Source organism: Hoeflea prorocentri, assembly GCF_027944115.1.
Taxonomy (GTDB): Bacteria; Pseudomonadota; Alphaproteobacteria; order Rhizobiales; family Rhizobiaceae; genus Hoeflea_A; species Hoeflea_A prorocentri.
This window is the reverse complement of sequence record NZ_JAPJZI010000001.1, coordinates 1543364-1567751: the sequence shown is the minus strand read 5'-3', so window position 1 is coordinate 1567751 and position 24388 is coordinate 1543364. Positions and strand designations below refer to the sequence as shown.

Sequence of the window (24388 nt, the reverse complement as noted above, 5' to 3'; positions counted from 1 at the left end):
CCCTCAGGGAGCCGTTCAAGCCAAATCGCCGCACGACCCGGAAGCCGCGCGGATTTTCAATGCTGTATCCGTATCGGGAGTTTACCGGCCGCGGGCCACGCGTTCTATTTCTTCCCTGACCAGACGTTCCACAAGTGTCGGCAGATTATCGTCAAGCCACTGCTGCAGCATCGGCCGCAGCATGTCCTCGGCGATTTCATCGAAAGACCGGCTGGGACCGTTCACCAGCGCATCGTTGAGATTGTCAAAAGATGCTGCCACTTTCGCACCTGCCTGCGGGGAGATCAGAGCCGGAGCTTTCGCGGGCGTGTCCAACAGACTGCTTTCAGACTGACCTTGTGGTGCCATGGTCTCCTCCTTCGGCGCAGACCTCTCGTCTGAACGTCCGGGGCCATTCAGAACAACCGGTTTCTGTTCACTCTCGGTCACCGCATCGCCGGGCCGGCTTCCTTGCTCCGACCGGGGCGATAGTCCGCTATCGGCTTCTGCTGCCAGTTGCGCCAGTGAGACTGGTTGCTTGGGTGCAGACATTGGCGTCGCGGGTGGCTTGGTGCGTGCCGGATCACCCGGAAGGCCACGCGGCGCAAACGTCTCGCGCTGCACACCCGGGCCAGCTTCCTTTCCAAGCGGCATGACAGGCTTGGGCGGATTGGAGGAACCGAGTGGTGAATCTGCCGATGGAGATGACCGCTTGAAATCATCCGCCTTTGAACCCTTTGCCGCCAGCTCTTCTTCGGACTTTGCAGTCAGGGGCGCCGGTGCGTCGTCTGCAGGCGGGAAACCCTCGGCACCATCACCTTCCGCATCGTCATTGCTCTCGATAATTTTCCGGATGGAAGCAAGAATTTCTTCCATACTCGGCTCACTTGCCACATTCGCCTGTGCCATACCGTCCCTCGAAAATTGCCGCATCAGGACCCGCGTGCCGCAAGGCGGTTAACCCGAATCACAACCCAAGTGTAGGCTATTGATATGAGAATGAGAATCCCAGGCGCAGGAATTGCCCGTCCGGTGCACAGATAATGAAAAGCGATTCAGGCTGGTTTTAACGCCCGTCCACGGTGCGCAATCCGAACCACTTGTCTTTCACCGCATCATAATGCTTGGCCGGCTGGTACTTCGCCACTCGCAGGCCCAGACGCGCCACGGTCAAGCGGCCCATGGAACTCAGAAGACTGTAACTGGCAACCACCGCATCCCGTTGAGACTGGGCAAGGCTCTCCTGGGCGGACAGAACATTGGACTGGGTTTCAAGCACATCCAGCGTCGTGCTCTGGCCGACTTTGCGTTCTTCGACAACACCCTTCAACGCCAGTTGCGCGGCCTGCACCTGTGCCTGGTTGGCGGCGATCGATGCTTTCGAGGCTTCAAGCTGCGCCCAGTCGGTTACAATATTCTGTTGAACTTCGCGGCGGGCCGAATCGACAAGAATGCGCGCTTGTCCGAGCGTCTCCTTGGCCTGACGTACGGACGCCGACGCCGAGCCGCCCTGATAGATCGGCACGCTGAGATCAGCGCCGACAGAACTTGTCGTTGTTCCGCCGTCCGCATGATTGACCGATCCTTTCAAAGTGACGCTGGGAAGCAAGGTTCCCTCCGCCGCCTTGACCGAGAAGGCGGCCGCATCGACGGTGTATTGTGCGCTCAAAATACTCGGATGATCCCGCAAGCCAATCTGCACTGCGGCAGATGAGGAGCCGGGCATGGCTTTGCGTGTCGGGCTGGGACGTTTGAGATTCTTAGGAGCGATGCCAACGATCTGAACATAGACGGCCACGCTGGATTTATACTGGGCCTGCGCCGACAACAGCGACGCACGGGCAGACTCAAGCTGCGCCTGAGCCAGTGCGATATCTGTGCGGGTCCCCTCACCCACATCAAACCGCGCCTGAGCCGCATTGCGCTGCTCTCGCAGGAACTCCAGATTCTGCCTGCGAACACGCACAATCTGCGCATCGCGCACCACATTTGCATAAATCTGGGCTGCCGACAGAAGGATCGACATCTCCGTGTTCAGCAGGTCCTGACGTCCGCCAAACACATTCGCTTCGGCGGCGCGCACATTGTTCCTGGTCTGAAAGCCATCGAAAAGAGACTGTGTAAAGGTCACACCAACCGAGCTGTCGATTGTATTTCTGGTGATCGGTGCACCGCCGACATCGGTTCGATTGGCCGAAACCTTGGCCGTTCCAGTCACCTTCGGCCTGTACCCTGACTTGGCGATGGCAACGCCTTCATCCGTCGCGCGCAAACCGGCGCGGGCTGCGTTCAGATCGGGATTGTTTTCATAAGCCTTTGCCATGGCTCCGAGTATGGTTTCGGCGGAAACCGGAGCGGAGATCATAATCGATGCAGCAGCCAATGCCGCGGAAACAAACAACTTCTGACGCAATCTGGACAAGTTCGAAATCCCCTCAACAGGCCGCCCGGTGGATTCAGCTGCAAAGCCACGTTAAACGATTGTACACGATGGTATTAAGATTTCACCATTGTCCATCAGCTCCTGCGCTCAAGTGCCGAGTATCGTTTGCTGTGTTACCCATTAACAACAGTGCCTGACCACCCGGTCAGAACTGAAACTCCGGTTTTTTCTCAAAGCCCGGCAACGGTTTAACCGACGTGTTGAAGCCCCGCCTGGCTGATGTATGGCCGCCCTCGCGCACATAAAGATTTGCCTTGGATGCGTTGCCATGGCCTTCCACGACCACCAGGCGCCCGCCATCGCGAAGCTGATCGAACAACGCGCTTGGCAGTTCTTCAACGGCTCCGGCAATAAAAATGACATCATAGGGCGCTTCCGGTTTGTACCCTTCCGGCAGCTTTCCGGTTACAACCGCCACATTGTCATAGCCCAGCTCCGACAGGGTCTGAACGGCGGTTTCCGCAAGGGCCGGATCAGATTCAAGCGCAACAACGGAATCGGCAAGCTGTGAAAGCAGGGCCGAGACATAGCCCGTCCCGCAGCCGATCTCCAAAACAACGTCGCCTTCACGCACTTCTGCCAACTGGATCATTTTAGCCAGCGGAGACGGCTCCATCAGATAACGGTCGGGGACACCATCCTCACCCGATGAAAGTCGAATATCGTCGTCGATATAGGCAAGTGCGCGCATGTTCCCCGAAACGAACTTCTCTCTGGCAACGGACAGGAATGCTGACAGCACGGCGTGCGAAGTGACATCTGTTGTCCGGATCTGATTGTCCACCATTCTGGTGCGCGCAACGTCAAAATCGATTGTCATGCGGTCTCTCCGGTTTTTCTGCCCTGCTCTTAATGCGGGCCGACGCACTATTCAAGCGAACAAACTGCATGCATCCAATTTGCGCGGGGAGTATTGAGCGGGCGTTGGCCATGATCACCCCAACACGCGCCTGATCTCTGCACTGCGGAGCGCTTCCAGGTCTTGAGATCCGGTACAAAAACAACAGATGCGCAGCTCATCGATCACATTGGTGAAGTGATCGACAAGTGAGTCGGCCGATGTATTGGCGGCCTGGAGAAGTCCCGCAGCCTGCCCGGCAAGATTTGCTCCAACTCTTATTGACTTCGCCACATCGATCCCGGACCGAATCCCGCCGGAAGAAATAACTGTGGCATCCGGACAGGCATCACGAATGTCGGCCACGGCCAGTGCGGTGGGGATACCCCAATCGGAAAAGGCATTGGCCAGGGCCGCCCGCTGCGGGTCCTTCATGCGAGCGGCTTCCACGGCCGCCCAGTTGGTTCCGCCCGCGCCGGCAACATCTATGATCGTGATGCCGGCCCCGACAAACCGCTTTGCAAGCGTGGCGGAAATTCCCGAGCCGACTTCCTTGATCGCAACTGGCACCGGCAATGCATCGGAGAGAGCTACGATCTTGTCAAAAAGTCCCGACCAATCCCGATCCCCTTCCGGTTGCACCGCTTCCTGCAACGGATTGAGGTGGATATAAACCGCATCCGCATCGATCATCTCGACCGCCTTGCGCGCCTCATCGAGACCAAAACCCAAATTGAGCTGGGCGGCGCCGAAATTTCCAAGAATGGGCACAGAGGGCGCAAGCGTCCTCAAGCTGCGGCCCAGTCCACCATATTCGCTTTCCTCTATCGCAATCCTTTGCGAACCGACCGCAAACGGCAACCGGAGATCTTCGCAGGCGCGCGCAAGGTTCTCATTGATCGACGCGGCGCGCTTGGGACCACCCGTCATCGAACTGACAAGCAAAGGAGCACTGATCCGTTTGCCCAAAAACGTCGTACTAACATCGACGTCGTCTAACTTCATCTCGGGAAGCGCGCAGTGAACGAAATCAATGGCCTCGAACCCGGTCGTCTTGCCGGACTTTTTGTGCCGCTGCCCAAGAACGACCGAAAGGTGTTCATCTTTTCGGCTTGTCAGCATTTGGACCAAAGTCCCCGCACCGGATTCATAAAGCCCCCTGTTTTATGCCCCAAACACGGGATCGACCGTGACAGCATCATGTGGCCACATAGTAGGTGGAAAAATTTGTTTATCGGTCAAGTGGAATTTTCAGCTTGCCGCAGCACGGGTTGATCGTCCAACCTGTAAAAAAAGAGAATACGGAAAAAAGCCGTTCGCCATAATGGAGGGGTACTAACATCAGTACATTCGCACAAACGCTCAACAGAGCGACAAACCCGCTTCACGCCGACAGGCATGTCGCCCGGCTCAAAGACGAGGTCAACGAGCGTCTCGACCAGCTCCTCCCCCCGGCCGACACGCATCCCGTTAAGCTGCATGAAGCAATGCGTTTCGCCACCCTTGGCTCGGGCAAGCGAATCAGGCCCATCCTCAGCGTTCTGATAAGCGAGGCGGCAAAGGGCAAAGGACGATCATTTGCGTTGGACGCGGGCTGCGCGATCGAATGCGTCCACACCGCCTCCTTGGTACTTGATGATCTCCCCTGCATGGATGATGCGAATATGCGGCGCGGCCAATCGGCCACCCACAAGAAGTTTGGCGAAGCAACCGCGATACTTGCGGCGATCGGGCTTTTGAATCGCGCCTACGGCATCATAGCCGAAAACACAGATGCGGCAGATGAGAGCAAAACCGCTGCCCTCAAGGTACTGAGCAACGCTATTGGCTCAAACGGCATGATCGCCGGCCAGGAAATCGACCTCCACCAAAGAAGCGAATTCCGGCGCGCTCCGCCGATTGAGGACCTCAACTGGCTGAAAACGGGTGTGCTGTTTGTTGCCTCCGCGCATATCGGCGCGATAGCGGCAGGGCTCGACGAGACCGGGGTCAAGGCACTGAAAGGTTTCGCAAAATCGGTTGGCCTTGCCTTTCAGACAGCCGATGATCTGATCGACCAGTCCGCAGATCCCGATAAAATAGGCAAGGATGTAGGCAAGGATGTCGGCATGCCGACCCTGGTCTCCCTGTCCGGTCCCGAGGCCGCAAGGCGTTCATGTGAGGAACATCTCGAGGATGCGGAAAACGCCCTTGCCGGCGCCGGCCTTGACCGAATAGGTTTGGCAGGGCTGGTGGACAGCATCTTCGGTTCCAAAATATAAGCTGCAGTCGATATGACCTTGACCGACTTAGCGCATGAGCGTGCCCGCACGCCACGATCAGCCTCGAGTGATGTTGCGGCTCTCCAGGTCGAGGGTCTATCTGTGCAGTACGGTCAGACCCGGGTTCTCAATGGTCTCAACCTGGCAATCCGGCCCGGTGAGATCTTCGGCCTGCTGGGACCGAACGGGGCCGGAAAGACAACGCTTGTGCGCACCATTTGCGGCCGTATCGGCCCGGCCAGCGGGCAGATACGCATTGCAGGACAAAAAAACAGCAAACGCGCTGCGCTGCGCCGCATCGGCCTGGTTCCGCAGGAGATTGCCCTTTATCCGCACTTGACCGCCCGGGAAAATCTCATGGCCTTCGGCCAATTGTCGGGTCTGTCCCGCAAATCATGCCGGGACGCCCTGCGTTTTGCCATGAAGGCGACACGCCTTGACGAGCGGGCGGACAGCTATATCCACACCTTGTCGGGCGGATGGAAAAGACGCGCCAACATCGCCGCGGCACTGCTTCATCGCCCGTCCCTGCTCATACTCGATGAACCCACGGTCGGCGTGGATGTCGACGCCCGCAATGCCCTGCATGAGGTCATCCGCGATCTCGGGCGGTCCGGCCTGGCCGTACTACTGGCCACCCACGATCTCGATCAGGCCCAGTCACTTTGCGAACGTGTCGGTTTCCTTCGCAGGGGCACGATATCACCGTCGGGTCGGCCGGATGACCTATTGAAAAAGGCGTTCGGCGACAACCGCGTCTTGCTGGTCGATCTTTTCGAGCACGCCTCAAAAGACACCCGTGTCATGCTTCGACGCATCGGCTTCCAGGAACATCCATCCGGCCTGGAATGGAGCCGGATGATCGACGCATCGGCGCAAAAACAGGCGGCACTCACACGCGCACTGCACCAGACCGATCTGCACATCAAGGAAATACGGTTTCGCGAACCGGGTCTTGATACGCTGTTCCTGAAGCTCGCCCGCAAGAGAAAGAGCCCATGACCGGAGCAATTTTGAAGGTCATGGTTCTGGGGTTGGTGCGTGATCGTGGCGCGTTCGCAATGGCTTTCCTCCTGCCGCCGTTGATTTTTGTGATTTTCGCCGCAATTTTTTCCGGCACCAGCGGCGACGAAATGCGTTTGAAGGTCGCGCTGTTCAATGCGGTCGGCTCGCAGCAATCGCAAACGCTTGAAGAAGCACTCCGTGAAGAACCGACGCTGCGCCTGCATGAAACGGCATTCGAAAGCGAGGCGGCTGTTCGCGCCGCCGTTCTCTCCGGTGATGCCGATGTCGGACTGGTCGTCCGTGGCGACCTGCTGGGGGAAAGCGACGAAGCGCCGATACTGGTTGTGGCAGACGCCGGCCGTTCGATGACCGGCCCGATCCTTGCAGGCCAGGTTCAGCGGCTGATTGCCCGCAACCTGCCCGCTGTCGCCATGCAGCGGTCACTCCCGGCTGTCGAAGAACTTGCCGGCGGCCTTTCGGCGGAACAGCGTGCGCGGCTTGATGCAGGACTGTCTGCCATGGAAGAGGGCGAAGATAAGGATCGTGACGCCGGCACTTCACTCGTTTCCATCGAAACACTGACCGGGCGATCCGGCGGCGTGACCGTGAGCTACTACGCAGGCGCTGTAGCCATCATGTTTTTGCTGTTTTCAGCCATGCAAGGCGCGGCAACCTTAATCGAGGAGCGCAGTTCCGGCATTATCGACCGGGTTGCAGTCGGACCGGCAGGTACGGACGTCATTGTGCTGGCAAAGTTCCTGTTCCTGTCGATACAGGGCATCCTGCAAGTCAGCCTGATTTTTCTCGTCGCGTGGCTGGCCTATGGCGTCAATGTTCCGGGAAGTTTTGTGCCGTGGGCTTTTACAACGGTGCTGGCAGCCGCCGCGGCAGCGGGCCTTGCGTTGGCTATGGCGTCGGCCTGCGTCTCGCGGCAACAGGCCAATACCATCTCGAGTTTCCTCGTCCTCGTCGCCTCTGCTGTGGGCGGCTCGATGGTGCCGCGTTTCATGATGCCACCTTGGTTGCAGGACCTTGGATGGTTCACGCCGAACGCCTGGGCGATCGAAGCCTATCAGGGCGCACTATGGCGCGGTGCACCTTTGACGGCTTTGCTACCGTCGTTCTGGCCGCTGGCCGTCGCCGCCCTTTTGGGCCTTGCCGCGGCCCTGGCCCTGTCGCGCTACCGGTTGAAAATCGGATAAGGGAATTAAAAGCCGGTGCGGTCCGATTGCCGCACTGCCGGGCTCCACTACATTGCGCTATAGTGAGACCGCCGGCGGGCACACCACACAGGATGTGAAGGAACCATGAGCAACTTTCTGATCGCTGCAGCCATAGTCGTCGGCACCATTGCGTTGATGGAGCTGTTTGCCTGGTGGGCGCACAAATATGTCATGCATGGATGGGGATGGGGCTGGCACCGTTCCCACCATGAGCCGCACGATGACGCTTTCGAGAAGAACGACCTCTACGCTGCCGTCTTTGCTTGCGTGGCGATAGCGTTGTTCTGGATCGGGACAACCTATTGGGTCATCTGGTGGCTCGCCGTGGGAATAACATGCTACGGCGCGCTTTATTTCATCGCCCATGACGGGTTGGTCCATCATCGCTGGCCGTTCCGCTACGTTCCCAAAAAAGGCTATTTCAAACGTCTTTACCAGGCTCATCGCCTGCACCATGCGGTCAAGGGCAAGGAAGGCTGCGTATCCTTCGGGTTTTTGTGGGCGCCGAGCCTGGACAGTCTGAAGGAAGAACTGCGCGAGAACAGGAAGGCGCTGGATCTGGAACTCTACGACAATACCGCCACGCTGGACGATCGCTAAAGCGGTCTTTGATAAAAACCAACCCTTTCAGCACCGGATGCAGCACCCTTGAAGCGCGTCGCGATCACGTCGCCAAGCGCAAGGGCCAGCAGAATGATCTTGCGCTGTTTCGACGTGGAAACGCGATTTTTCCACGCCTCCGGACCGCCGGCCCGCAATACCCTGCCGATTTCACGGTAGACACGCCGCGCGGCGGCCACCGCCCAGGCGGAACGAAACGGCAGCGCTGCAAGCCCCCAATAGGCGGACTCATAATATGGTTCGGCACCGTCCAACAGGCGCAGCGCGAGCCGGTGCAGCTTCGGCCATTGATCCGGATCATCCGCATCGACTTGCACGATGCCGACCTCCGTCAGCCACTCGGCTGGCAGATAGGTCCGCCCTGCCCGCGCATCGTCGATCACGTCACGCGCAATGTTGGTCTGTTGAAAGGCAAGTCCGAGATCGGAGGCCCGGTCCAGCACGCTTTGTTCGCGCGCACCCATGATCATCGCCATCATGACACCGACCACGCCCGCAACGTGATAGCAGTAATCCAGCATGTCGGCTTCGGTTTGATAGATACGTTCATTCACATCCATCTCGAAGCCTTTCAGCAGCTCCAAAGGATGACGGTGCGGGATATCGTTGCGCGCAATCACCTGCCGCAACGCTTCAAAAACAGGATCGTCCGTTTTTTGACCGGCTAAAGCGGCCTGCGTCATATCGCGAAGCTCATCAAGCCGCGCCTGCTGACCCGCACGATGATCGGCAGTCATCCCATGACCAAGTGTCTGCCCGTCAATCACATCGTCCGCATGGCGGCACCACGCATAAAGCATGACCGCATCGGCACGCGTTTCAGGGTCAAAGAGCCGCGAGGCCGCAGCGAAGCTTTTGGACCCCGCGGCGATCATCTCTTCGCTGACGCGTAAAACAGTGTCCGTGGCGGCGTTGCTTTCCATCGAGGCGCTCATGAGGCGTCTGCAATGTCCAAATCCGCCTCGGAGATCATGAGCCCGGCTGTCGCCTTTGCTGAGCCCACCACGCCGGGGATACCCGCACCCGGATGCGTTCCTGCTCCAACCAGGTAGAGATTTTCTATCTTTGAATCGCGGTTATGCGGCCGGAACCATGCACTCTGGGTCAGAAGCGGTTCAACGGAAAAGGCCGAGCCCAGATGCGAGTTAAGCTCATCGCGAAAATCAAAGGGCGAGAATGTCCGACACGTCACAAGATCACGCTTCAGGTTCGGAATATACCGCTCTTCAAGATAATCCAGAATGCGGTCGCGATAGCGCGGCGCTTCCTGTTCCCAGTCTATGTCGGCCGTTCCCAGATGCGGCACCGGCGACAGCACGTAATAGGCACTATCGCCCTCTGGCGCCATCGTATCGTCCGTCACCGATGGGCAATGCAGATAAAGTGAAAAATCATCGGCAAGCTGGTCCGCCTTGAAGATATCGTTGATCAGCTCGCGATATCGCGGTCCGAACAGGACCATGTGGTGTTTCAGGTCCGGCCGCTTGCCCTTCAATCCAAAGTAAATGACAAAGAGCGACATGGAAAAGCGCTTCTTTTTCAGGGCGTTTGCCTGGCCTTTGCCATGGGCGTCGTCACGCAGGAGGTGCTCATACAGATGCACGACGTCGGCATTGCAGGCCACCATGTCGAACGCGGTGCGTTTGCCCTGGGCGATAACCGCCCTTGCACGTCCGTTTTCCGTTTCGACCCGGTCGACAGGGGTACTCAGATGGACCGTTCCGCCGAGATCCTCAAAAAGCCTGACCATGCCACGAACCAGTGAGCCGGTCCCGCCCTTGGCGAACCAGACGCCGCCGCGCCGCTCCAGCGCGTGAATAAGCGTATAGATCGACGATGTATCGAACGGATTGCCGCCAACCAGCAGTGAGTGGAACGAAAACGCCTGCCGAAGCTGCTCGTCCTTTATGAAGGCCGACACTTTTGAATAGACGCTGCGATGGCTCTCCAGACGGATAAGCTGGGGTGCGACCTTCACCATGTTCCAGAAACTCAAAAAAGGCACCGCGCCAAGCTTCTCATAACCTTCCCGGTAAACATCGTTGGAATACTCAAGGAAGCGCCGGTAGCCATCCACATCTTGCGGAGATTTCTGGCTTATCTGCGCATCCAGCCGTTCCTGGTCGTTAACATAGTCGAACCGGTAGCCGTCCTCCCAGCACAACTGATAGAACGGATCGACCGGCAGCAGGGTAACGTAGTCATCCATGTTGCGCCCGGACAACTCCCAAAGCTCGCGCAAGGATGCGGGATCGGTGATCACCGTCGGCCCGGCATCGAACACGAAGCCTTCATCTTCATAGACATAGGCCCGTCCGCCGGGACGGTCGCGCTTCTCGTAGAGTGTTGTCGATATGCCGGCGCTTTGCAGACGGATGGCCAGAGCCAATCCTCCGAAACCTGAACCGATGACTGCCGCCGTCCTGCCGCTACCCATTCACCACCTGCCGCTCCTTTGCCAATGCCCTTGCCTCACTTACGCAACCGACCGCCCTTTGGATCGGTACGGGCGGTTTTCCGATCAGAATTCTCAGTTTGTCCGACCGCCTGATGCGACCGGCATAAAAGCGTTCGATCAGCAATTGAGGCAATCGGTAAAACCGTTGCAGAACGCGATAACGCAGAGACGGAACAGCGGCCTGAAAAAGCATACGGTTGAGGAAGCGATAAAAGGCCTGATCCGCGATACGTTTCTGCGCGTGGACAAAAACTGCCTGGCGCGCGGCAGCCGTCGTCAGCGGCGCTTTCAGCCCGGCAACAATGTTCGCCGTCTCAACCGCCATCGGCAGGCTGTATCCCGTCGTTGGGTGAAAGAGTGCCGCACGAAGACCGATTGGGGCAAGGTGGTCCGCAAAGCCGCCCCAGAACAGTTCGGCATCATGGGCCAGTGTGATGGGCAGAACACCCTTTTCAGTACGAATTGATCTTTTCACGACCCAACCGCGGTTCGCCGCATAGGCAAGAACATCGGAATGCAGCGCATCAAAATCCAGACCGGCGCTATCGCTGTATCGCGTATCCTCGATAAGCAGGCGCGTGTCTGACAGGGGCAGCACGTAGAAGAACCGGTAGCCGTCGAGTTGATCCACCGAGGCATCCATGATCGTCGGAACATCCTCGCCATGCGCCTTGCCAAGCTCCAGTTCGATACCGACAAATTTCTGATAGCCAAGCTTGAGGCCTTCGGACGGCGCAAAACCCCGGCTGTCGATCACACACGCTGCGGAAATCTGCGAACCATCGGACAGGACGACACCATCTTCGGCAATCTGCTCGATCCGTGTGTTTTCAAGAACCTCAATGCCGTCTGCCGCATAGACCGTGTCGCGCAGACGCTCCGACGTCAGGCTGGCATAGGGCGTGGACAGTTTTCGTTTGAATTCGGGAAAGATGACCTGCTGCCCGGACCACTCGTAACCGATGGCTGGCCTCAGCCGCTCATAGTCAAGCGGTGATATATCGGTCTTGTGAAACGACCAGGTGTGATTGCCGCATATACGCTCTGAGGCTTCGACAATCAGGATCCTCATCCCGCATTCGGCCAAACGCAGCGCCACGATACAGCCGGCAAGGCCGCCGCCCGCCAGGATGACATCCGCTTTCGCCGTGCGATCGGTTTCGGAAGCTGCCAGTGCCGCAATCCTTTTATTGTTCTTCAGGTCGTCGTTTGAGACGCCATGCCAGACGGTCCTGCGCCACGCGGGCTGCAGCGAGCCGACCAGCTGCTACCCCTTACGCACTCAACCGAAGCATATCAACAGCAATCAATATGGCCGTCAATTTGGCATTGTCACGATATGCAGGAAAGAAAGATTTGTTGCCCCGCCTGAGCGCCTGCAAACGCGGTGACATCCGGCGCTGCGCGGGTCGAGTTACGGTCGGGGTTCGCAAGGAGAGCGCTATCCCCTCCGCCGCCCTAAGGCGGGGCAACTGAAAGAGATATGGATACGCCAAACCGGTGCCGCAATGGTCAGGCGACGGCCCGGAAATCACGTTTTCGGGAGCAGGTTTTTCGGTCTTGAGACTGCACCAACGCAAGGCTCATCGGCTCCGGCCGGTGAAGAAGCCGACAACATTGTCCCAAAGCGCTCCGAGCCCGGTTTTAGGAGGCTCGGGAGCAACATCAGCTACCTCCGGAACAACCGGGGCATCCGGGATGACCGGGTCTTCCGCGATGACGGGCGCGTCTGCCACATCCGGCGCGTCAGGCTCATCATGGCCCGCCGACGGCCCGTCCAGGGGCGTTGCACCACCATCGGCGGCAGTATCCGTTTCGATCGTCTCTTCCGTTTCCGGCGAACCCACCTCAGCACCTGGCGTGTCCGTGGGCGTATCGACATCCTCAGACACCACCGTGGTCGGCACGCCACCCGCCGTCTCTATCGCTCCGAGGAAGGACCGGTAATAGTCGGCGATCTGCTGCCATTTATCTGTGATATTGACTGTCCGGCGCGCGTTGCGCAGATCATCGGTGCCGCTGTCTGGCAGATAATGCGCAATACCATGGCCATGACCGTTCCACCGGCCGTCCAGAAGTCCGCGAACAAGGATCCTCGCCCCGATCACCGGATCAAGGACCTTGTCCGGAAAGCGAACGAGGTCGATGCCGGCATCCGCACTGGACGTCTCGTAGTTCTTTTTCCAGGTGAGTTGCACCTGACCGCGACCATAATAGACGTGACCGTGGGGCGGTTGAGGCTTGGCATATTTGGCGACGGCAGAATTCGGTCCGCGCTGGGCAGCAAGGCGGTTGACCCGCTGGCGCGCCTGCGCGTCGGTTTTTGCAAATCCCTCGCGCACCGGCATCATCTGGCGGCCTGTTTCATGGTAGGCCGTGGCAAGAGCATAGGCCAGCGTCTTGGGGCGGCCGTCTCCGTGGGTGACGAAGGCGTCCATAATCCCCTCCATACCGTCAACTTGCGGTTGGGAAAGCGATGTTCCAAAGACGCCACTCGACCGACGCCGCAGCGCCGCATAGAATGCTGCACGGTCCATTTGGATTCCCGACTTTGCAAAACGCTGAGAGAAATATTTGTACGCCAACCCCCTGCCGCAGGCAAGCATATGACCCGTTCAAGAAATATTCGCGGCCGAATTACAAGTGTTTATCGCCACTCGGCACAGCCCGGGTCCGATCGGGCCATGGGCCTGTAACTCGAGAAAGCCCCGCCACGGCGCGTTACGCGCTATGCGATTGTAAGAACTATGAAAAATGAGATTTGCTGGAGGCCTCGCCCGGAATCGAACCGGGATAGAAGGATTTGCAGTCCTCTGCGTAACCATTCCGCCACGAGGCCTCGCAAGGCCGGTCTGTTCAACCGACGCCCGCACTTAGAATGAAAACCACGGATGCGCAAGAGGGCATTGCTGCAAATCCGCAGATTCAAAAAGCTTTAGGTTGCCGAAACGTAACCGGCAGCTATCGGTTGCCGCTGTGTCATTCGCAGTCGCCGACACACAGCCGCTTCACGCTATGTATTTGCTCACTCAACCCGAAGTAATTCCTGATAGATTTGGAAGTTCTCCCAGTCAAAACAGCACAGGAAAATCGCCTCCATCTGATCGCAGACGGCGGCCGCTTTGATTGTCTCGATTGCCGTTTTCGCAGCGGCCTGTTTTGGGTAACCGTAAATGCCGGTGCTGATATTGGGAAACGCCACGGAGCGCAGGCCGTTTTCGAAGCACAGCTGCAAACTTGCTTGATAACAGCACGCCAGCACGTGCTCTTCCCCCTCGCCACCTCCACGCCACACCGGACCGACCGTGTGAATGACAAAACGGGCCGGAAGACGTCCGGCATGTGTGATAACAGCCTGCCCCGGTTCACAACGCCCGATCCGGTCGATAATCGCCCCGCATTCAGCAAGGATATCCGGCCCACCGGCGCGGTGGATCGCCCCATCGACGCCACCACCTCCCATAAGAGACGGGTTTGCGGCATTGACCACCGCATCGACCTTGAGTTTGGTAATATCCGTTCTGACCGGTGTCAGTTCCATGAATGCCTTGATCCCCGGAAGCGTTGGCAATCAGGGCAGCCTGTCACCGTTTTCTCTTCCTCTGCCCCCATTTGACGGCCAGACGCCGACGCCAACGGCGCACGGCTGGAAGATCATGCGACAGCACCAGCAGGCCAAGCGGGATCATCCAGAAGCCGAGAACGGGCAAGAAGCCGAGTATACCGCAGAATATCAGGAGACAACCAAGCCCGATCCGCAGCAGCCGGCTTTCTGGCATGCGAATACGGTATGGGCCGATGCGAAGAACCTTGCCCGCTGAACCGTTTACCGAATGGCGATCCGAACCGCTATCCGCCATCATTCTCCCAATCCTGGCTGACCGCATGGACGTCGCGGCGCACAGGCACATTTGGCCACGAGCAGGCGAATGCGCAAGGCAGAAGATTTTTTTTGTGAAATGGCTTGGCAAGGGCGTATTTCTTTTCTATACGCCGTCCCACGCCACATCATGGCCCGTTCCCCGGTAGCTCAGTGGTAGAGCAGTTGACTGTTAATCAATTGGTCGCTGGTTCGAATCCGGCCCGGGGAGCCACTTTTTTCTCACAACACAACACGTTCAATCCGGTTCGTTTTCGGATGAGACCGGGATCGTGGATCCGCTCCACCTCTTAGCACTTGCCGCAGGGTCCCTATCGGCGAGCACGGCGTGTCCATTTCGAGTTTTCAGAATTGTGGCCCGCCACGCGTTGCATGTTTCAGCAACCAAGTGTGTTATTCTTGTGACATCTTTCGCCCAAATAACAATAGGCTGTTGACTAACAAATACTGGAAAAGTATCCGTCGTAAGGCTCAAGCAACAGATGGGGTGTACTGTGAAAAAAGCTTATGAGAAGCCGCAGGTTACTGCAAATTCAAAACTCAGCCGGGTGACAGCCCTGGTGGCGCCAGCGTCTGGTGTGCGGAAGATTGCAATACCTCCGCTGATTGAAGAAGTCAGCTAGCTGCAATCCGCGCCTAGTCTAAAACCGGCGCCTTTTATCAAACTTCTGAATCAATCGCGGTCACTTCCGGGTGGCCGCGACTTTTTTCGCCTAATGGGTGCCGAGGGCTAGCCCAGCGATTTCCGGATGAGGCCGAAGTCCGGGACCGATTGCACCGCGCAGCGTTTGCCGCTGCAACCCAGGTCATCGTATACCAGGTAGGCGTTTCGGGTTTTCAGAAATGATGGGCCGTCGACCACCATCTGTTCAATATCAAACGCTACGGTTCTTGGGATAACTTCAGTGATACAAATTCTGAAGCATTGACCGGAAAGTACCAAGAAAGTATTGGTTTAAAAAATATCATAACAGATGGGATACAGTCGTGAAAAAAACTTATGAAAAGCCGCGCGTTACTGAACGTGCGAAACTCAGCCAGGTAACAGCCAAGCTGACAGTGTCCGGAGCGCCAAAGTTCATTCCGTTTACGCCTCCGGGCAACACCTAGCGGCTACGCGCACTCAGCCGGAAATCGGCGCCTCATATCGAACGTACAAATTGGTCGCGGCCACGTCCGGGTAGCCGCGCTGTTGCTGTTGATCATGGCAAAGCCAATGGCTAGTCCGGCGATTTCTGGATGAAGTCGAAATCCTGGGTCAACTTCACCTCATAGCGCCCGCCATCGCATCTTACATCTTCAATCTCGAAATATTTGTCGTCAAATTCGAACTCGGCGGTCCCGCCGCTACAGCCCAGTTTCTCCAGCGCCGCGTCGATCAATTGCCTTTCCAGCGGCGTTACCGGGCGCTCGCCGTCAACAATCTCAAATGACGTGTTCAACTCCATGTCGTAGCGCTCCCGGCCACCACAATCCGCGTCGTCAATCTCATATCGATTGTCGTCATCATCGAACTCGATATCGGTTGCAAAGCAGCCGAAGGCGGCAATCACCGAATTGATCCTTGCATGCTCCTCAGCAGTCACAGGTCGGTCGGCCCAAGCGATCTGCGTCGACAGAACCAGCAGCGCAAATGTGCTCGATATCCTTTTCAAAGGCGTTCTCCAGTATCCTTTGTTGCGTCATTGAATCGCTGTTTCCGCAAGTTAGCGCCAATGACGTCATCCCACATCACAGCCCGCCGCTCAACACATGAATCCTGATGAGTTCGCGGCCGGCAAAGGAGGCGTTTGAGCATGCCGCCAGCTATATGCTTAGTGGCGGCGGTGCGAACACTGCCCTAAACTAATGGTAGTAGGCCTGAGAAGCGGACCTATGGTCGCAAGTGGCGTGTTTGTTTCCGGCACGCGCGCCATGAGGGTGCGGCAATGACCAACAGATTGACCTGCGTCAAGATCTGCGGCTCCGGTTGGAACATGATACCTATCCAGCAATGGAGGAGATGATGAAAGCCACCAAGATTGTCGAACATGCCCGTCAACTTCTGGACGCACATGGTGACCGTGCAGAAGCCGAAGCAGCGCAAAAAGCGATTGACCTGGATGCGAAGGGCAAAGTCGAAGACGCGGAAAACTGGCGGCGTGTTCGAGCGGCCATTCATGAAATGCGCCCGCCACATGTCAGTTGAGCCTGGCGTCACACAGCATTGAATCCGGCCCGCATATGCCGGGTTCAATGCCGAAATTCCGGTTCCGGCGCGAAAGATAACCGGCTAATTCCACTGCTCACAGTTTTCTTAAGCTCTTGAAGTTTCTTCACACTTGCATAACTGTGCCGGTGGATGAACAATATGGGTGGATGTAGCGCCTGCTCCGTACGAATGATTGTTCCGTCTGTAACGATTATTCATAGCGGGATCGTCTGGAGGCGCACCGGAGGCACTCGAATGAACATCACGGACAAAAATGAAGGCGTGAAAAACGCAGTAGAAATCGTATCGGCAGACAATGTCGGTGATATCTCCAGGGGCCTTCCCTTCAAGGCTCAACTGGCCTTGCGGGCGATTTCCGAGCTGAGGCGCGGCGCCCTGGACATGAACTTGCCCGACGGCAGGCATATCCGCATTGAGGGACAGGAGTCGGGACCCCGCGCCGAAATCACCCTCAACAACTGGAACCTGCCCTATAGCGCGTTCCGCCGTGGGACGATCGGCGTTGCGGAAAGCTATATGGATGGTGACTGGGAAAGCCCGGACATCCCGACCTTCCTGGAGCTTTTCCTGGTCAATACCGACATCGGAAATCATGTTGCAAGCGGCGCGCAAGGCATTGCGAGCATCATTGAAAAGCTGCGGCACCTGTTCCGGTCAAATACAAAGTCGCAGGCCAGGAAGAACATTTCCGCCCATTACGATCTCGGCAATGCCTTCTATGAAAAATGGCTCGACCCGAGCATGACCTATTCTTCAGCGCTGTTTCAGACGGGCGCAAACGATCTGCAAAGCGGCCAGAAGGCCAAATACAAGGCGCTCGCGGATGCAATCGGCATCACGCGAGACAGTCACGTCCTTGAAATCGGTTGTGGCTGGGGTGGCTTCGCGGAGTATGCGGCTGGCGAAATCGGCGCGCGTGTAACCGGCCTGACCATCAGCCGCGAACAGCTCGATTATGCAACAAAGCGAATGGAAAAGGCCGGCCTGTCGGACCGGGTCAATCTAAAGTTCCAGGATTATCGCGATGAGCAGGGCGTTTATGACCACGTCGCGTCGATAGAGATGTTCGAGGCGGTGGGGGAGAAATACTGGTCAGGCTATTTCGACAAGATTCACCAGTGCCTCAAACCGGGTGGCCGCGCCGGTCTTCAGATCATTACGATCCACGAGGATGCCTACGAGAATTATCGCCGCAACCCGGATTTTATCCAACGCTACGTCTTCCCGGGCGGCATGCTGCCGACCTACGAGATACTCGAGGACCTGGGGCGCAAGGCAAACCTGAAGCTTGCCGGTCACCGGGCATTCGCTCAGGACTACGCCCGCACCCTGTCCGAATGGTGCACAAGGTTCTGGGATGCGTGGCCGAGTATTCGGCCGATGGGATTTGACGACCGGTTCAAGCGGCTGTGGGAATTCTACCTTCACTACTGTGAAGCCGGCTTTCGCGCCGAAAACATCAATGTGCGCCAGATCGTCTACCAGAGAAATTCAAGCTGAGCGGTTTCGCAATTCGCGCCCGTCAACAGCAGCCGCAGACAAAACCGCCCGCGCAGAGGCTGGAATAGAATTTTTCCGGTAAATGCCTTCGGCAAATGGCATTTCTTGCCACCGGCCGTGTTGATAATGCACAACCGGCAAAATACTGTCGCAGCAACTCAATCGGGGCCAGGAAATGACTATTTTACAATCCGTACTGGATGGCATCGGCAACACACCGCTGATTAAACTGAAAAGAGCATCGGAGGAAACCGGCTGCACTATTTTTGGCAAGGCCGAGTTCCTTAATCCCGGCCAGTCTGTCAAGGATCGCGCCGCACTGTTCATTATTCGTGATGCGATCAAAAGCGGCAAGCTGGCACCGGGCGGCGTGATTGTGGAAGGCACCGCCGGCAATACCGGAATCGGCCTCTCCATGGTTGCAAAGGCTCTTGGATATCGCACGGTCATCGTCATTCCCGAAACGCAGAGCGAAGAGAAGAAAGATGCCCTGCGCCTGCTGGGCGCTGAGTTGATCGAAGTGCCGGCCCTGCCCTATCGCAATCCCAATAATTATGTCCGCCTGTCCGGCCGCCTTGCCGAGCAACTGGCGAAAGAGGATCCCAACGGCGCCATTTGGGCCAACCAGTTCGACAACACGATAAACCGACAGGCCCATATCGAGACCACCGCGCCGGAAATCTGGAACGATACCGACGGCAAAGTCGATGGCTTCATCTGCGCTTGCGGCTCGGGTGGAACGCTGGCGGGTGTCGCGGTCGGGCTTCGCGAACGCAACCCGGGCGTCAAGATAGGCATAGCCGACCCGCAGGGCGCCGCGCTTTACAATCACTACAAGAACGGCGAACTGAAATCCGAAGGCAGTTCGATCACTGAAGGAATCGGCCAGGGACGCATAACGGCAAACCTTGAGGGTTTCACGCCGGATTTTGCCTACCAGGTCTCCGACGCGGAATCGTTTCCGTATATCTACCGGCTGATTGAGGAGGAAGGCATGTGCCTTGGCGGCTCGTCGGCCATCAACATCGCCGGCGCTATGAAAATGGCCCGTGACATGGGGCCGGGTCATACCATCGTCACCATCCTTTGTGACTACGGAAATCGCTATCAGTCAAAACTGTTCAACCCGGAATTCCTTCGCTCCAAGGATCTGCCGGTTCCTGAATGGATGGAAACCGTGCCGGATATATCCATCCCCTTTGAAGAGGTTTGAGCCTTGTCACAAACACATCCGCTGTTCATTGAAGACGCTTACCTCTCGACCGCCGAGGGAAAGGTCACGGCCGTTAATGACCGCGGCGGCATCCTTCTCGATCAGACCTGTTTCTACGCAACATCGGGAGGCCAACCTGGTGATATCGGCTTTTTTGAACGCGAGGACGGCTCGAAGATCGAGATCGCCGCAACAGTCAACGGACAGAGCAAGTCGGAAATCGTCCACGTTCCGTCGAATGAACAGGCCGTACCCGAAATAGGCGAACCGCTGGTCCTGCATATCGACTGGGAGCGGCGCTACCGTTTGATGCGCATGCACACCGCATGTCATCTGCTCACCGTCGTGTGCCCTTTTCCGATCACCGGCGCTTCCGTCGGTGAAAACGAAAGCCGCGTCGATTTCGACATGAGTGAAGCAACCGATAAGGTTTCCGTGACCGAAAAACTCATGGAGCTGGTCAACGCCAATCATCCGGTCTTTTCAAACTGGATCAACGAGAGCGAACTCGAAGCCAATCCTGGCCTCGTCAAATCCAAGAATGTGCGGCCGCCACAGGGCAGCGGGCGCATCAGGCTGATTTGCATCGGCGAAGACGCGGCCATAGACAGCCAACCCTGTGGCGGAACACATGTGTCCGAAACCGGCGAAGTAGGCGCCATACACATTGGCAAGATTGAAAAGAAAGGGCGCGAGAACAGACGGTTCCGCATTCGCTTCGGCGATATGCCGCAATGATCCGCGCAAAATCCATGGCTGAAAAAAGCGCTTTTGTTGTATCGGCGGACTGGCTGCAGGAACGCATTGGGAACACCGGACTGAAGATCGTCGATGCGTCCTGGTATCTGCCGGCGCAGGGGCGCAACGCCCGCTCGGAATATGAGAGCGGGCATATCTTGGGAGCGGTGTTTTTTGACCAGGATGTCGTGGTCGATCCGGACATGGACCTTCCCCATGCCCTGCCCGGCCCTGAACATTTTGCCGGGCAGGTCTCCGGTCTTGGTATATCAACCGACGACACGATCGTCGTTTATGACGGTCCGGGCATGTTCACCGCACCGCGCGTGTGGTGGATGTTCAGAGCGATGGGCGCGCCGAACGTCTTTGTTCTCGATGGCGGCTTTGATCGCTGGAAGGCCGATGGCAGACCTGTAACGACCGAGATCCCCGAATACGCCCGCGGCACGTTCAAAGCCGTTTTCAGGGACGGTTGGGCGGCAGACCTTGAGCGCGTCCTCGAGGTTGCCGGAAACGGCTCAAGTCAGATCGCCGATGCGCGCAGTCCGGGGCGCTTTACCGGCGATGAGCCGGAGCCACGCGAGGGCATGCGATGCGGTCATATGCCCGGTGCCCGGAACGTGCCCGTTTTTTCGCTTTCGCAAGACGGAGAGCTCAAATCCCTCGAAGATTTACGGGCGACGCTTGAAGAGGCCGGAATTGACCCGAATGGCCCCGTCATCACCACATGCGGCTCTGGTGTGACGGCTGCGGTGATCACACTTGCGCTGCATTCGCTTGGCAATGAAGACACGCAGCTCTATGACGGATCCTGGTCAGAATGGGGCGCCCGCAAGGATACACCCGTCGTCACCGGAGAAGAGTGATGCCAAAAGGCCGCGCGCCGCTTAAAGCGGTCGTCACCTATCTTGAACAAAGGCAACGCCCGGCGCTTTTGTGTCCGATGCCCGTAAATCTTCATGTGGCGTTGATGAAGCAGCAGGATATCCCGCTGCATTTTTACCGCTACCTGCACTACCGTACGGGCCGGGAGTGGCATTGGGTTGCCAGGTTGCGGCTGGACGATGACGCACTGGCAAAAATCGTCCACGCACCGGAAACGTCCATCAATGTGCTTTATCTCAATGGCGCGCCTTCAGGTTTTTTTGAACTCTGTCAGACAAATAAGGAAACGGTCAATCTGGAGTATTTCGGCCTGATGCCCCATGCCCATGGGCGCGGTCTCGGCCGCTGGCTGCTTTCCCAGGCACTGGAATCCGCGTGGGAGAACAGCCCGTCAAAGGTGACCGTCAACACTTGCACGCTGGATCACCCCGCTGCGCTGCCGCTTTATCAAAAGCTCGGCTTTGATCCGATCGGTCAAAGTGAAACCTTTCTCCATCCCCTGACCGACGCCGATCTCCTGCGCACCGCAAAATCACCTTGATGCATCCCGTCAATTGTCTGAACAGGCCGTTCATCCTGGCTTCAGCGGCGCAAGACTAACGTCCTCTCATCCAAAGCGCTCCAGCGCTTCGGATCCGCAAAAGAAGGACAACCGTCATGAAGCGCCGCACATTCATCACAGCCCTTGCCGCTCTGGCGGCAGCACCGATCACAGCCGCCTCGGCCAGCCAGCTCAAGCTGTCCGTCGGGACCGATACGCCGGTCAAACCCGCCTTCATCGCGCAGAAGTACAACAAGAAGGCACCATCCGCTCTGACAATCGAGAAAAGTCTCAAGGCGCCGCCCAAGGTAAAGATCAAGCCATCCATGAAGGGAAGCATCAAGGACGTCAAACGCCGCAAGGCCCTGCGTCACATTGCGCCATCGATAGAAATCCAGGCCATCAACTTCGCATTCGGTTCACCGCGCATTCATTCCAGCCAGCACTGGAAAGTCGAACAGATTGCCATGGCGATGCACAATATGCTGGGCAACAACCCAAATGAGGTGTTCCTCATCGAGGGCCATACCGATGCCGTCGGATCCTTTGAAAGCAATCAATATCTGTCTGAACGGCGCGCCTACTCGCTCTACCGGGTCCTGTCGGAATATTTCGGCGTGCCCGATCACGCGCTTGAGACCGTCGGATATGGAGAGGATGACCTTCTTGTGCCGACACCCCATGCAGATTGGCGCAATCGCCGTGTCACGCTGCGCCGGATCACCGATATCATCTATCAATAGCGCAAAAGCAGTCCGCGCGGCCTATGAGCGGCGCGGACGCCCGGTTCAGAATCGGCCGGCGGTCAAATATCCACCAACCTGACATTGTCGCCCGTACCTCTGGCGCGGCCGTAAAACTCCATGGATTCAGCGTTGAAATACACTCTGTCCGCCAGGTTCGATCCGCCACAATAGGTAAAATAGATCGGCTGATCGCTATGGGTCCAGGATGTCACCCAGCCGCCATTAACCCGCAGGTCGTTCTCGGCGCAGATGCCTGCCTCGATCAGCCAGCGGGCTGCACCGGCAAAGGCTGGTCCATGTTGCCCGAAATCATCCGACGGCGCCACCAGCCGTTCATAGTCCTCTTGGGTCAAAATGCTCGGCTGCATATTGGCCATAGCACCAAACAAGGCCACACCAAAAACGCCGGCAATCACAAATGATCCAGTATTCACCTGACAAGCCCCCCAACTTTCAGTTCACATATTTGTACATGAACAGGATTTCAGTCCGATTGAGGAATTTGATAAAATTCAACAGAAATTATTTCAGGATTCCATACACTTCCGGCAAATGCGGCGCAAAGGGTATTGTAGACACACGGCAATCTTCCACAGCGCGTGCATGAAAAAACCGCCCGCCGATTGGCGAGCGGTTTCAAACTGCCTGGACTGGTTGGTCAGGCGACCTGGAGAACCGCGTCTGGCTCAGCAAGTTCATAACCGAGCGCATCTGCAACAGGTGCGTTGGTGATACGGCCACGATGTACATTCAGGCCGGCGCGCAGGTGCCGGTCTTCAGCGATTGCCTTCAGACCCTTGTCAGCCAATTGCAGACCGTAGTGCAGCGTTGCGTTGTTAAGCGCATGGGCCGACGTCACCGGCACGGCGCCGGGCATATTCGCAACGCAGTAGTGGATAATGCCGTCGACCTCGTAGGTCGGTTCGGAATGTGTGGTTGCATGCGACGTCTCAAAGCAGCCGCCCTGATCGATCGCCACGTCAACGATCACGGCGCCCTTCTTCATGCCCGAAAGCATCTCGCGTGTAACGAGTTTGGGGGCTGCCGCACCCGGAATAAGGACCGCGCCAACAACAACATCGGCTGAGAATACCTCGTTTTCCAGTGCTTCAATCGTCGAATAGCGGGTGTGAATGCGACCGTTGAAGATATCGTCCAATTGGCGAAGCCGCGGAATCGAACGGTCGAGGATCGTCACGTCCGCGCCAAGCCCGACGGCCATTTTCGCCGCGTTGATGCCGACGACACCGCCGCCGATAATCGTCACCTTGCCGGGAAGAACGCCGGGAACGCCGCCAAGCAGGACGCCGCGACCGCCATTTGCCTTTTGCAAGGCGGTGGCACCGGCCTGAATGGAAAGCCGCCCGGCAACCTCTGACATCGGAGCTAGCAGTGGCAGACCGCCCCGGTCATCCGTCACTGTTTCATAGGCGACCGCCGTGCAGCCCGACTCAACCAGCCCCTTGGTCTGCTCGGGATCAGGCGCCAGGTGCAGATAGGTATAAAGGATCTGCCCTTCGCGCAGCATCGCCCATTCGCTCGGCTGCGGCTCTTTCACCTTTACGATCATGTCCGACTGGTCGAACACATCCTTCGCCGTCGGCACGATCTTTGCGCCTGCAGCCTGATAGACACCGTCATCGGCGTCGATCGCGACGCCGGCATTGGTCTCGACAATCACCTCGTGACCGTGCGCGATATATTCACGCACGGAACCGGGCGTCAGTCCTACCCGGTACTCGTTGTTCTTGATTTCCTTCGGACATCCGACACGCATGGGCGTTTCTCCAAAATAAGATGCGCCCGAAGGCGCAATTCATTGTTGCAATCATTTCAACACACAGG

25 protein-coding genes and 2 tRNA genes are annotated in these 24388 nt (G+C 57.5%); 13 read left to right on the top strand and 14 right to left on the bottom strand.

The features are described 5' to 3' along the window. Nucleotides 1–81: 81 nt before the first annotated feature. The 4 genes from OQ273_RS07270 to fni all read right to left on the bottom strand — a co-directional run bounded on the left by OQ273_RS07270 (nucleotide 82) and on the right by fni (nucleotide 4382). Nucleotides 82–888 (bottom strand): PopZ family protein, encoded by an 807-nt coding sequence (locus tag OQ273_RS07270; RefSeq protein ID WP_267989799.1) that lies wholly within the window; start codon nucleotides 886–888, stop codon nucleotides 82–84. Nucleotides 889–1045: 157 nt separating this feature from the next. Beyond that, nucleotides 1046–2401 (bottom strand): TolC family outer membrane protein, encoded by a 1356-nt coding sequence (locus OQ273_RS07265; RefSeq protein WP_267989798.1) that lies wholly within the window; start codon nucleotides 2399–2401, stop codon nucleotides 1046–1048. 166 nt (nucleotides 2402–2567) lie between these two features. Further along, nucleotides 2568–3236: a protein-L-isoaspartate O-methyltransferase family protein gene (locus OQ273_RS07260; RefSeq protein ID WP_267993044.1), complete on the bottom strand. Its 669-nt coding sequence runs from the start codon at nucleotides 3234–3236 to the stop codon at nucleotides 2568–2570. Nucleotides 3237–3356: 120 nt separating this feature from the next. Beyond that, nucleotides 3357–4382, bottom strand: a complete 1026-nt coding sequence (fni, locus tag OQ273_RS07255) for a type 2 isopentenyl-diphosphate Delta-isomerase (RefSeq protein WP_267989797.1) — start codon at nucleotides 4380–4382, stop codon at nucleotides 3357–3359. Nucleotides 4383–4747: 365 nt separating this feature from the next. On the opposite strand from fni, the gene OQ273_RS07250 reads away from it, so the two are divergent. The 4 genes from OQ273_RS07250 to OQ273_RS07235 all read left to right on the top strand — a co-directional run bounded on the left by OQ273_RS07250 (nucleotide 4748) and on the right by OQ273_RS07235 (nucleotide 8349). Then, the gene (locus OQ273_RS07250; RefSeq protein ID WP_267989796.1) at nucleotides 4748–5521 is read left to right on the top strand and encodes a polyprenyl synthetase family protein; all 774 of its coding nucleotides are present in this window, start codon (nucleotides 4748–4750) and stop codon (nucleotides 5519–5521) included. Nucleotides 5522–5539: 18 nt separating this feature from the next. After that, nucleotides 5540–6523 (top strand): ABC transporter ATP-binding protein, encoded by a 984-nt coding sequence (locus OQ273_RS07245; protein WP_271292094.1) that lies wholly within the window; start codon nucleotides 5540–5542, stop codon nucleotides 6521–6523. Continuing rightward, entirely contained in the window at nucleotides 6520–7728 is a 1209-nt protein-coding gene (locus tag OQ273_RS07240; RefSeq protein ID WP_267989794.1) for an ABC transporter permease, read from the top strand. The genes OQ273_RS07245 and OQ273_RS07240 overlap by 4 nt, the downstream gene beginning before the upstream one ends. 105 nt (nucleotides 7729–7833) lie before the next feature. Continuing rightward, the gene (locus OQ273_RS07235) at nucleotides 7834–8349 is read left to right on the top strand and encodes a sterol desaturase family protein (protein WP_267989793.1); all 516 of its coding nucleotides are present in this window, start codon (nucleotides 7834–7836) and stop codon (nucleotides 8347–8349) included. Here OQ273_RS07235 and OQ273_RS07230 read toward each other — a convergent pair. The 7 genes from OQ273_RS07230 to OQ273_RS23730 all read right to left on the bottom strand — a co-directional run bounded on the left by OQ273_RS07230 (nucleotide 8346) and on the right by OQ273_RS23730 (nucleotide 14691). After that, on the bottom strand, nucleotides 8346–9305 hold the full coding sequence (locus OQ273_RS07230; RefSeq protein WP_267989792.1) for a phytoene/squalene synthase family protein: 960 nt from the start codon (nucleotides 9303–9305) through the stop codon (nucleotides 8346–8348). The genes OQ273_RS07235 and OQ273_RS07230 overlap by 4 nt on opposite strands. Then, nucleotides 9302–10807, bottom strand: coding sequence for a phytoene desaturase (locus OQ273_RS07225; RefSeq protein WP_267989791.1), 1506 nt, complete (start codon nucleotides 10805–10807; stop codon nucleotides 9302–9304). Before OQ273_RS07225 ends, OQ273_RS07230 begins: the two co-directional genes overlap by 4 nt. Beyond that, nucleotides 10800–11957, bottom strand: coding sequence for a lycopene beta-cyclase CrtY (gene crtY / locus OQ273_RS07220; protein WP_267993043.1), 1158 nt, complete (start codon nucleotides 11955–11957; stop codon nucleotides 10800–10802). Before crtY ends, OQ273_RS07225 begins: the two co-directional genes overlap by 8 nt. Before the next feature lie 454 nt (nucleotides 11958–12411). Then, nucleotides 12412–13365, bottom strand: a complete 954-nt coding sequence (locus OQ273_RS07215; RefSeq protein ID WP_267989790.1) for a glycoside hydrolase family 19 protein — start codon at nucleotides 13363–13365, stop codon at nucleotides 12412–12414. Between the two features lie 228 nt (nucleotides 13366–13593). Continuing rightward, nucleotides 13594–13667: transfer RNA gene (locus OQ273_RS07210), tRNA-Cys, on the bottom strand. 186 nt (nucleotides 13668–13853) lie between these two features. Further along, nucleotides 13854–14369: an O-acetyl-ADP-ribose deacetylase gene (locus OQ273_RS07205; protein ID WP_267989789.1), complete on the bottom strand. Its 516-nt coding sequence runs from the start codon at nucleotides 14367–14369 to the stop codon at nucleotides 13854–13856. Between the two features lie 43 nt (nucleotides 14370–14412). Further along, complete coding sequence (locus OQ273_RS23730) at nucleotides 14413–14691, bottom strand: hypothetical protein (protein WP_267989788.1); 279 nt, start codon at nucleotides 14689–14691, stop codon at nucleotides 14413–14415. Nucleotides 14692–14847: 156 nt separating this feature from the next. Here OQ273_RS23730 and OQ273_RS07195 point away from each other — a divergent pair. Next, nucleotides 14848–14922, top strand: a tRNA-Asn gene (locus OQ273_RS07195). A gap of 773 nt (nucleotides 14923–15695) precedes the next feature. Beyond that, a complete protein-coding gene (locus tag OQ273_RS07190; RefSeq protein WP_267989787.1) occupies nucleotides 15696–15818 on the top strand; it encodes a hypothetical protein in 123 nt (40 codons plus the stop codon). Nucleotides 15819–15928: 110 nt separating this feature from the next. Here OQ273_RS07190 and OQ273_RS07185 read toward each other — a convergent pair whose 3' ends face one another. Continuing rightward, nucleotides 15929–16363 carry a hypothetical protein gene (locus tag OQ273_RS07185; RefSeq protein ID WP_267989786.1) on the bottom strand — a complete coding sequence of 145 codons (435 nt, stop codon included), beginning with the start codon at nucleotides 16361–16363 and terminating at the stop codon, nucleotides 15929–15931. A gap of 350 nt (nucleotides 16364–16713) precedes the next feature. On the opposite strand from OQ273_RS07185, the gene OQ273_RS07180 reads away from it, so the two are divergent. The 7 genes from OQ273_RS07180 (at nucleotide 16714) to OQ273_RS07150 (ending at nucleotide 22540) form a co-directional block, all read left to right on the top strand. After that, nucleotides 16714–16896, top strand: a complete 183-nt coding sequence (locus OQ273_RS07180) for a hypothetical protein (protein ID WP_267989785.1) — start codon at nucleotides 16714–16716, stop codon at nucleotides 16894–16896. A 258-nt stretch (nucleotides 16897–17154) separates the two neighbouring features. Beyond that, nucleotides 17155–18420, top strand: coding sequence for an SAM-dependent methyltransferase (locus OQ273_RS07175; RefSeq protein ID WP_267989784.1), 1266 nt, complete (start codon nucleotides 17155–17157; stop codon nucleotides 18418–18420). Between the two features lie 175 nt (nucleotides 18421–18595). Next, nucleotides 18596–19633 carry a cysteine synthase A gene (locus OQ273_RS07170; RefSeq protein WP_267989783.1) on the top strand — a complete coding sequence of 346 codons (1038 nt, stop codon included), beginning with the start codon at nucleotides 18596–18598 and terminating at the stop codon, nucleotides 19631–19633. Nucleotides 19634–19636: 3 nt separating this feature from the next. Beyond that, nucleotides 19637–20371 carry an alanyl-tRNA editing protein gene (locus OQ273_RS07165; RefSeq protein WP_267989782.1) on the top strand — a complete coding sequence of 245 codons (735 nt, stop codon included), beginning with the start codon at nucleotides 19637–19639 and terminating at the stop codon, nucleotides 20369–20371. Next, nucleotides 20368–21237: a 3-mercaptopyruvate sulfurtransferase gene (gene sseA, locus OQ273_RS07160; RefSeq protein WP_425493356.1), complete on the top strand. Its 870-nt coding sequence runs from the start codon at nucleotides 20368–20370 to the stop codon at nucleotides 21235–21237. The genes OQ273_RS07165 and sseA overlap by 4 nt, the downstream gene beginning before the upstream one ends. Next, nucleotides 21237–21797 (top strand): GNAT family N-acetyltransferase, encoded by a 561-nt coding sequence (locus tag OQ273_RS07155; RefSeq protein WP_267989780.1) that lies wholly within the window; start codon nucleotides 21237–21239, stop codon nucleotides 21795–21797. The genes sseA and OQ273_RS07155 overlap by 1 nt, the downstream gene beginning before the upstream one ends. Before the next feature lie 116 nt (nucleotides 21798–21913). Continuing rightward, on the top strand, nucleotides 21914–22540 hold the full coding sequence (locus OQ273_RS07150) for an OmpA family protein (protein ID WP_267989779.1): 627 nt from the start codon (nucleotides 21914–21916) through the stop codon (nucleotides 22538–22540). Nucleotides 22541–22602: 62 nt separating this feature from the next. On the opposite strand, the gene OQ273_RS07145 is transcribed toward OQ273_RS07150, so the two are convergent. Next, the gene (locus tag OQ273_RS07145) at nucleotides 22603–22977 is read right to left on the bottom strand and encodes a hypothetical protein (protein WP_267989778.1); all 375 of its coding nucleotides are present in this window, start codon (nucleotides 22975–22977) and stop codon (nucleotides 22603–22605) included. Between the two features lie 224 nt (nucleotides 22978–23201). Continuing rightward, nucleotides 23202–24320, bottom strand: coding sequence for an alanine dehydrogenase (gene ald, locus OQ273_RS07140; RefSeq protein WP_267989777.1), 1119 nt, complete (start codon nucleotides 24318–24320; stop codon nucleotides 23202–23204). Between the last annotated feature and the right edge of the window lie 68 nt (nucleotides 24321–24388).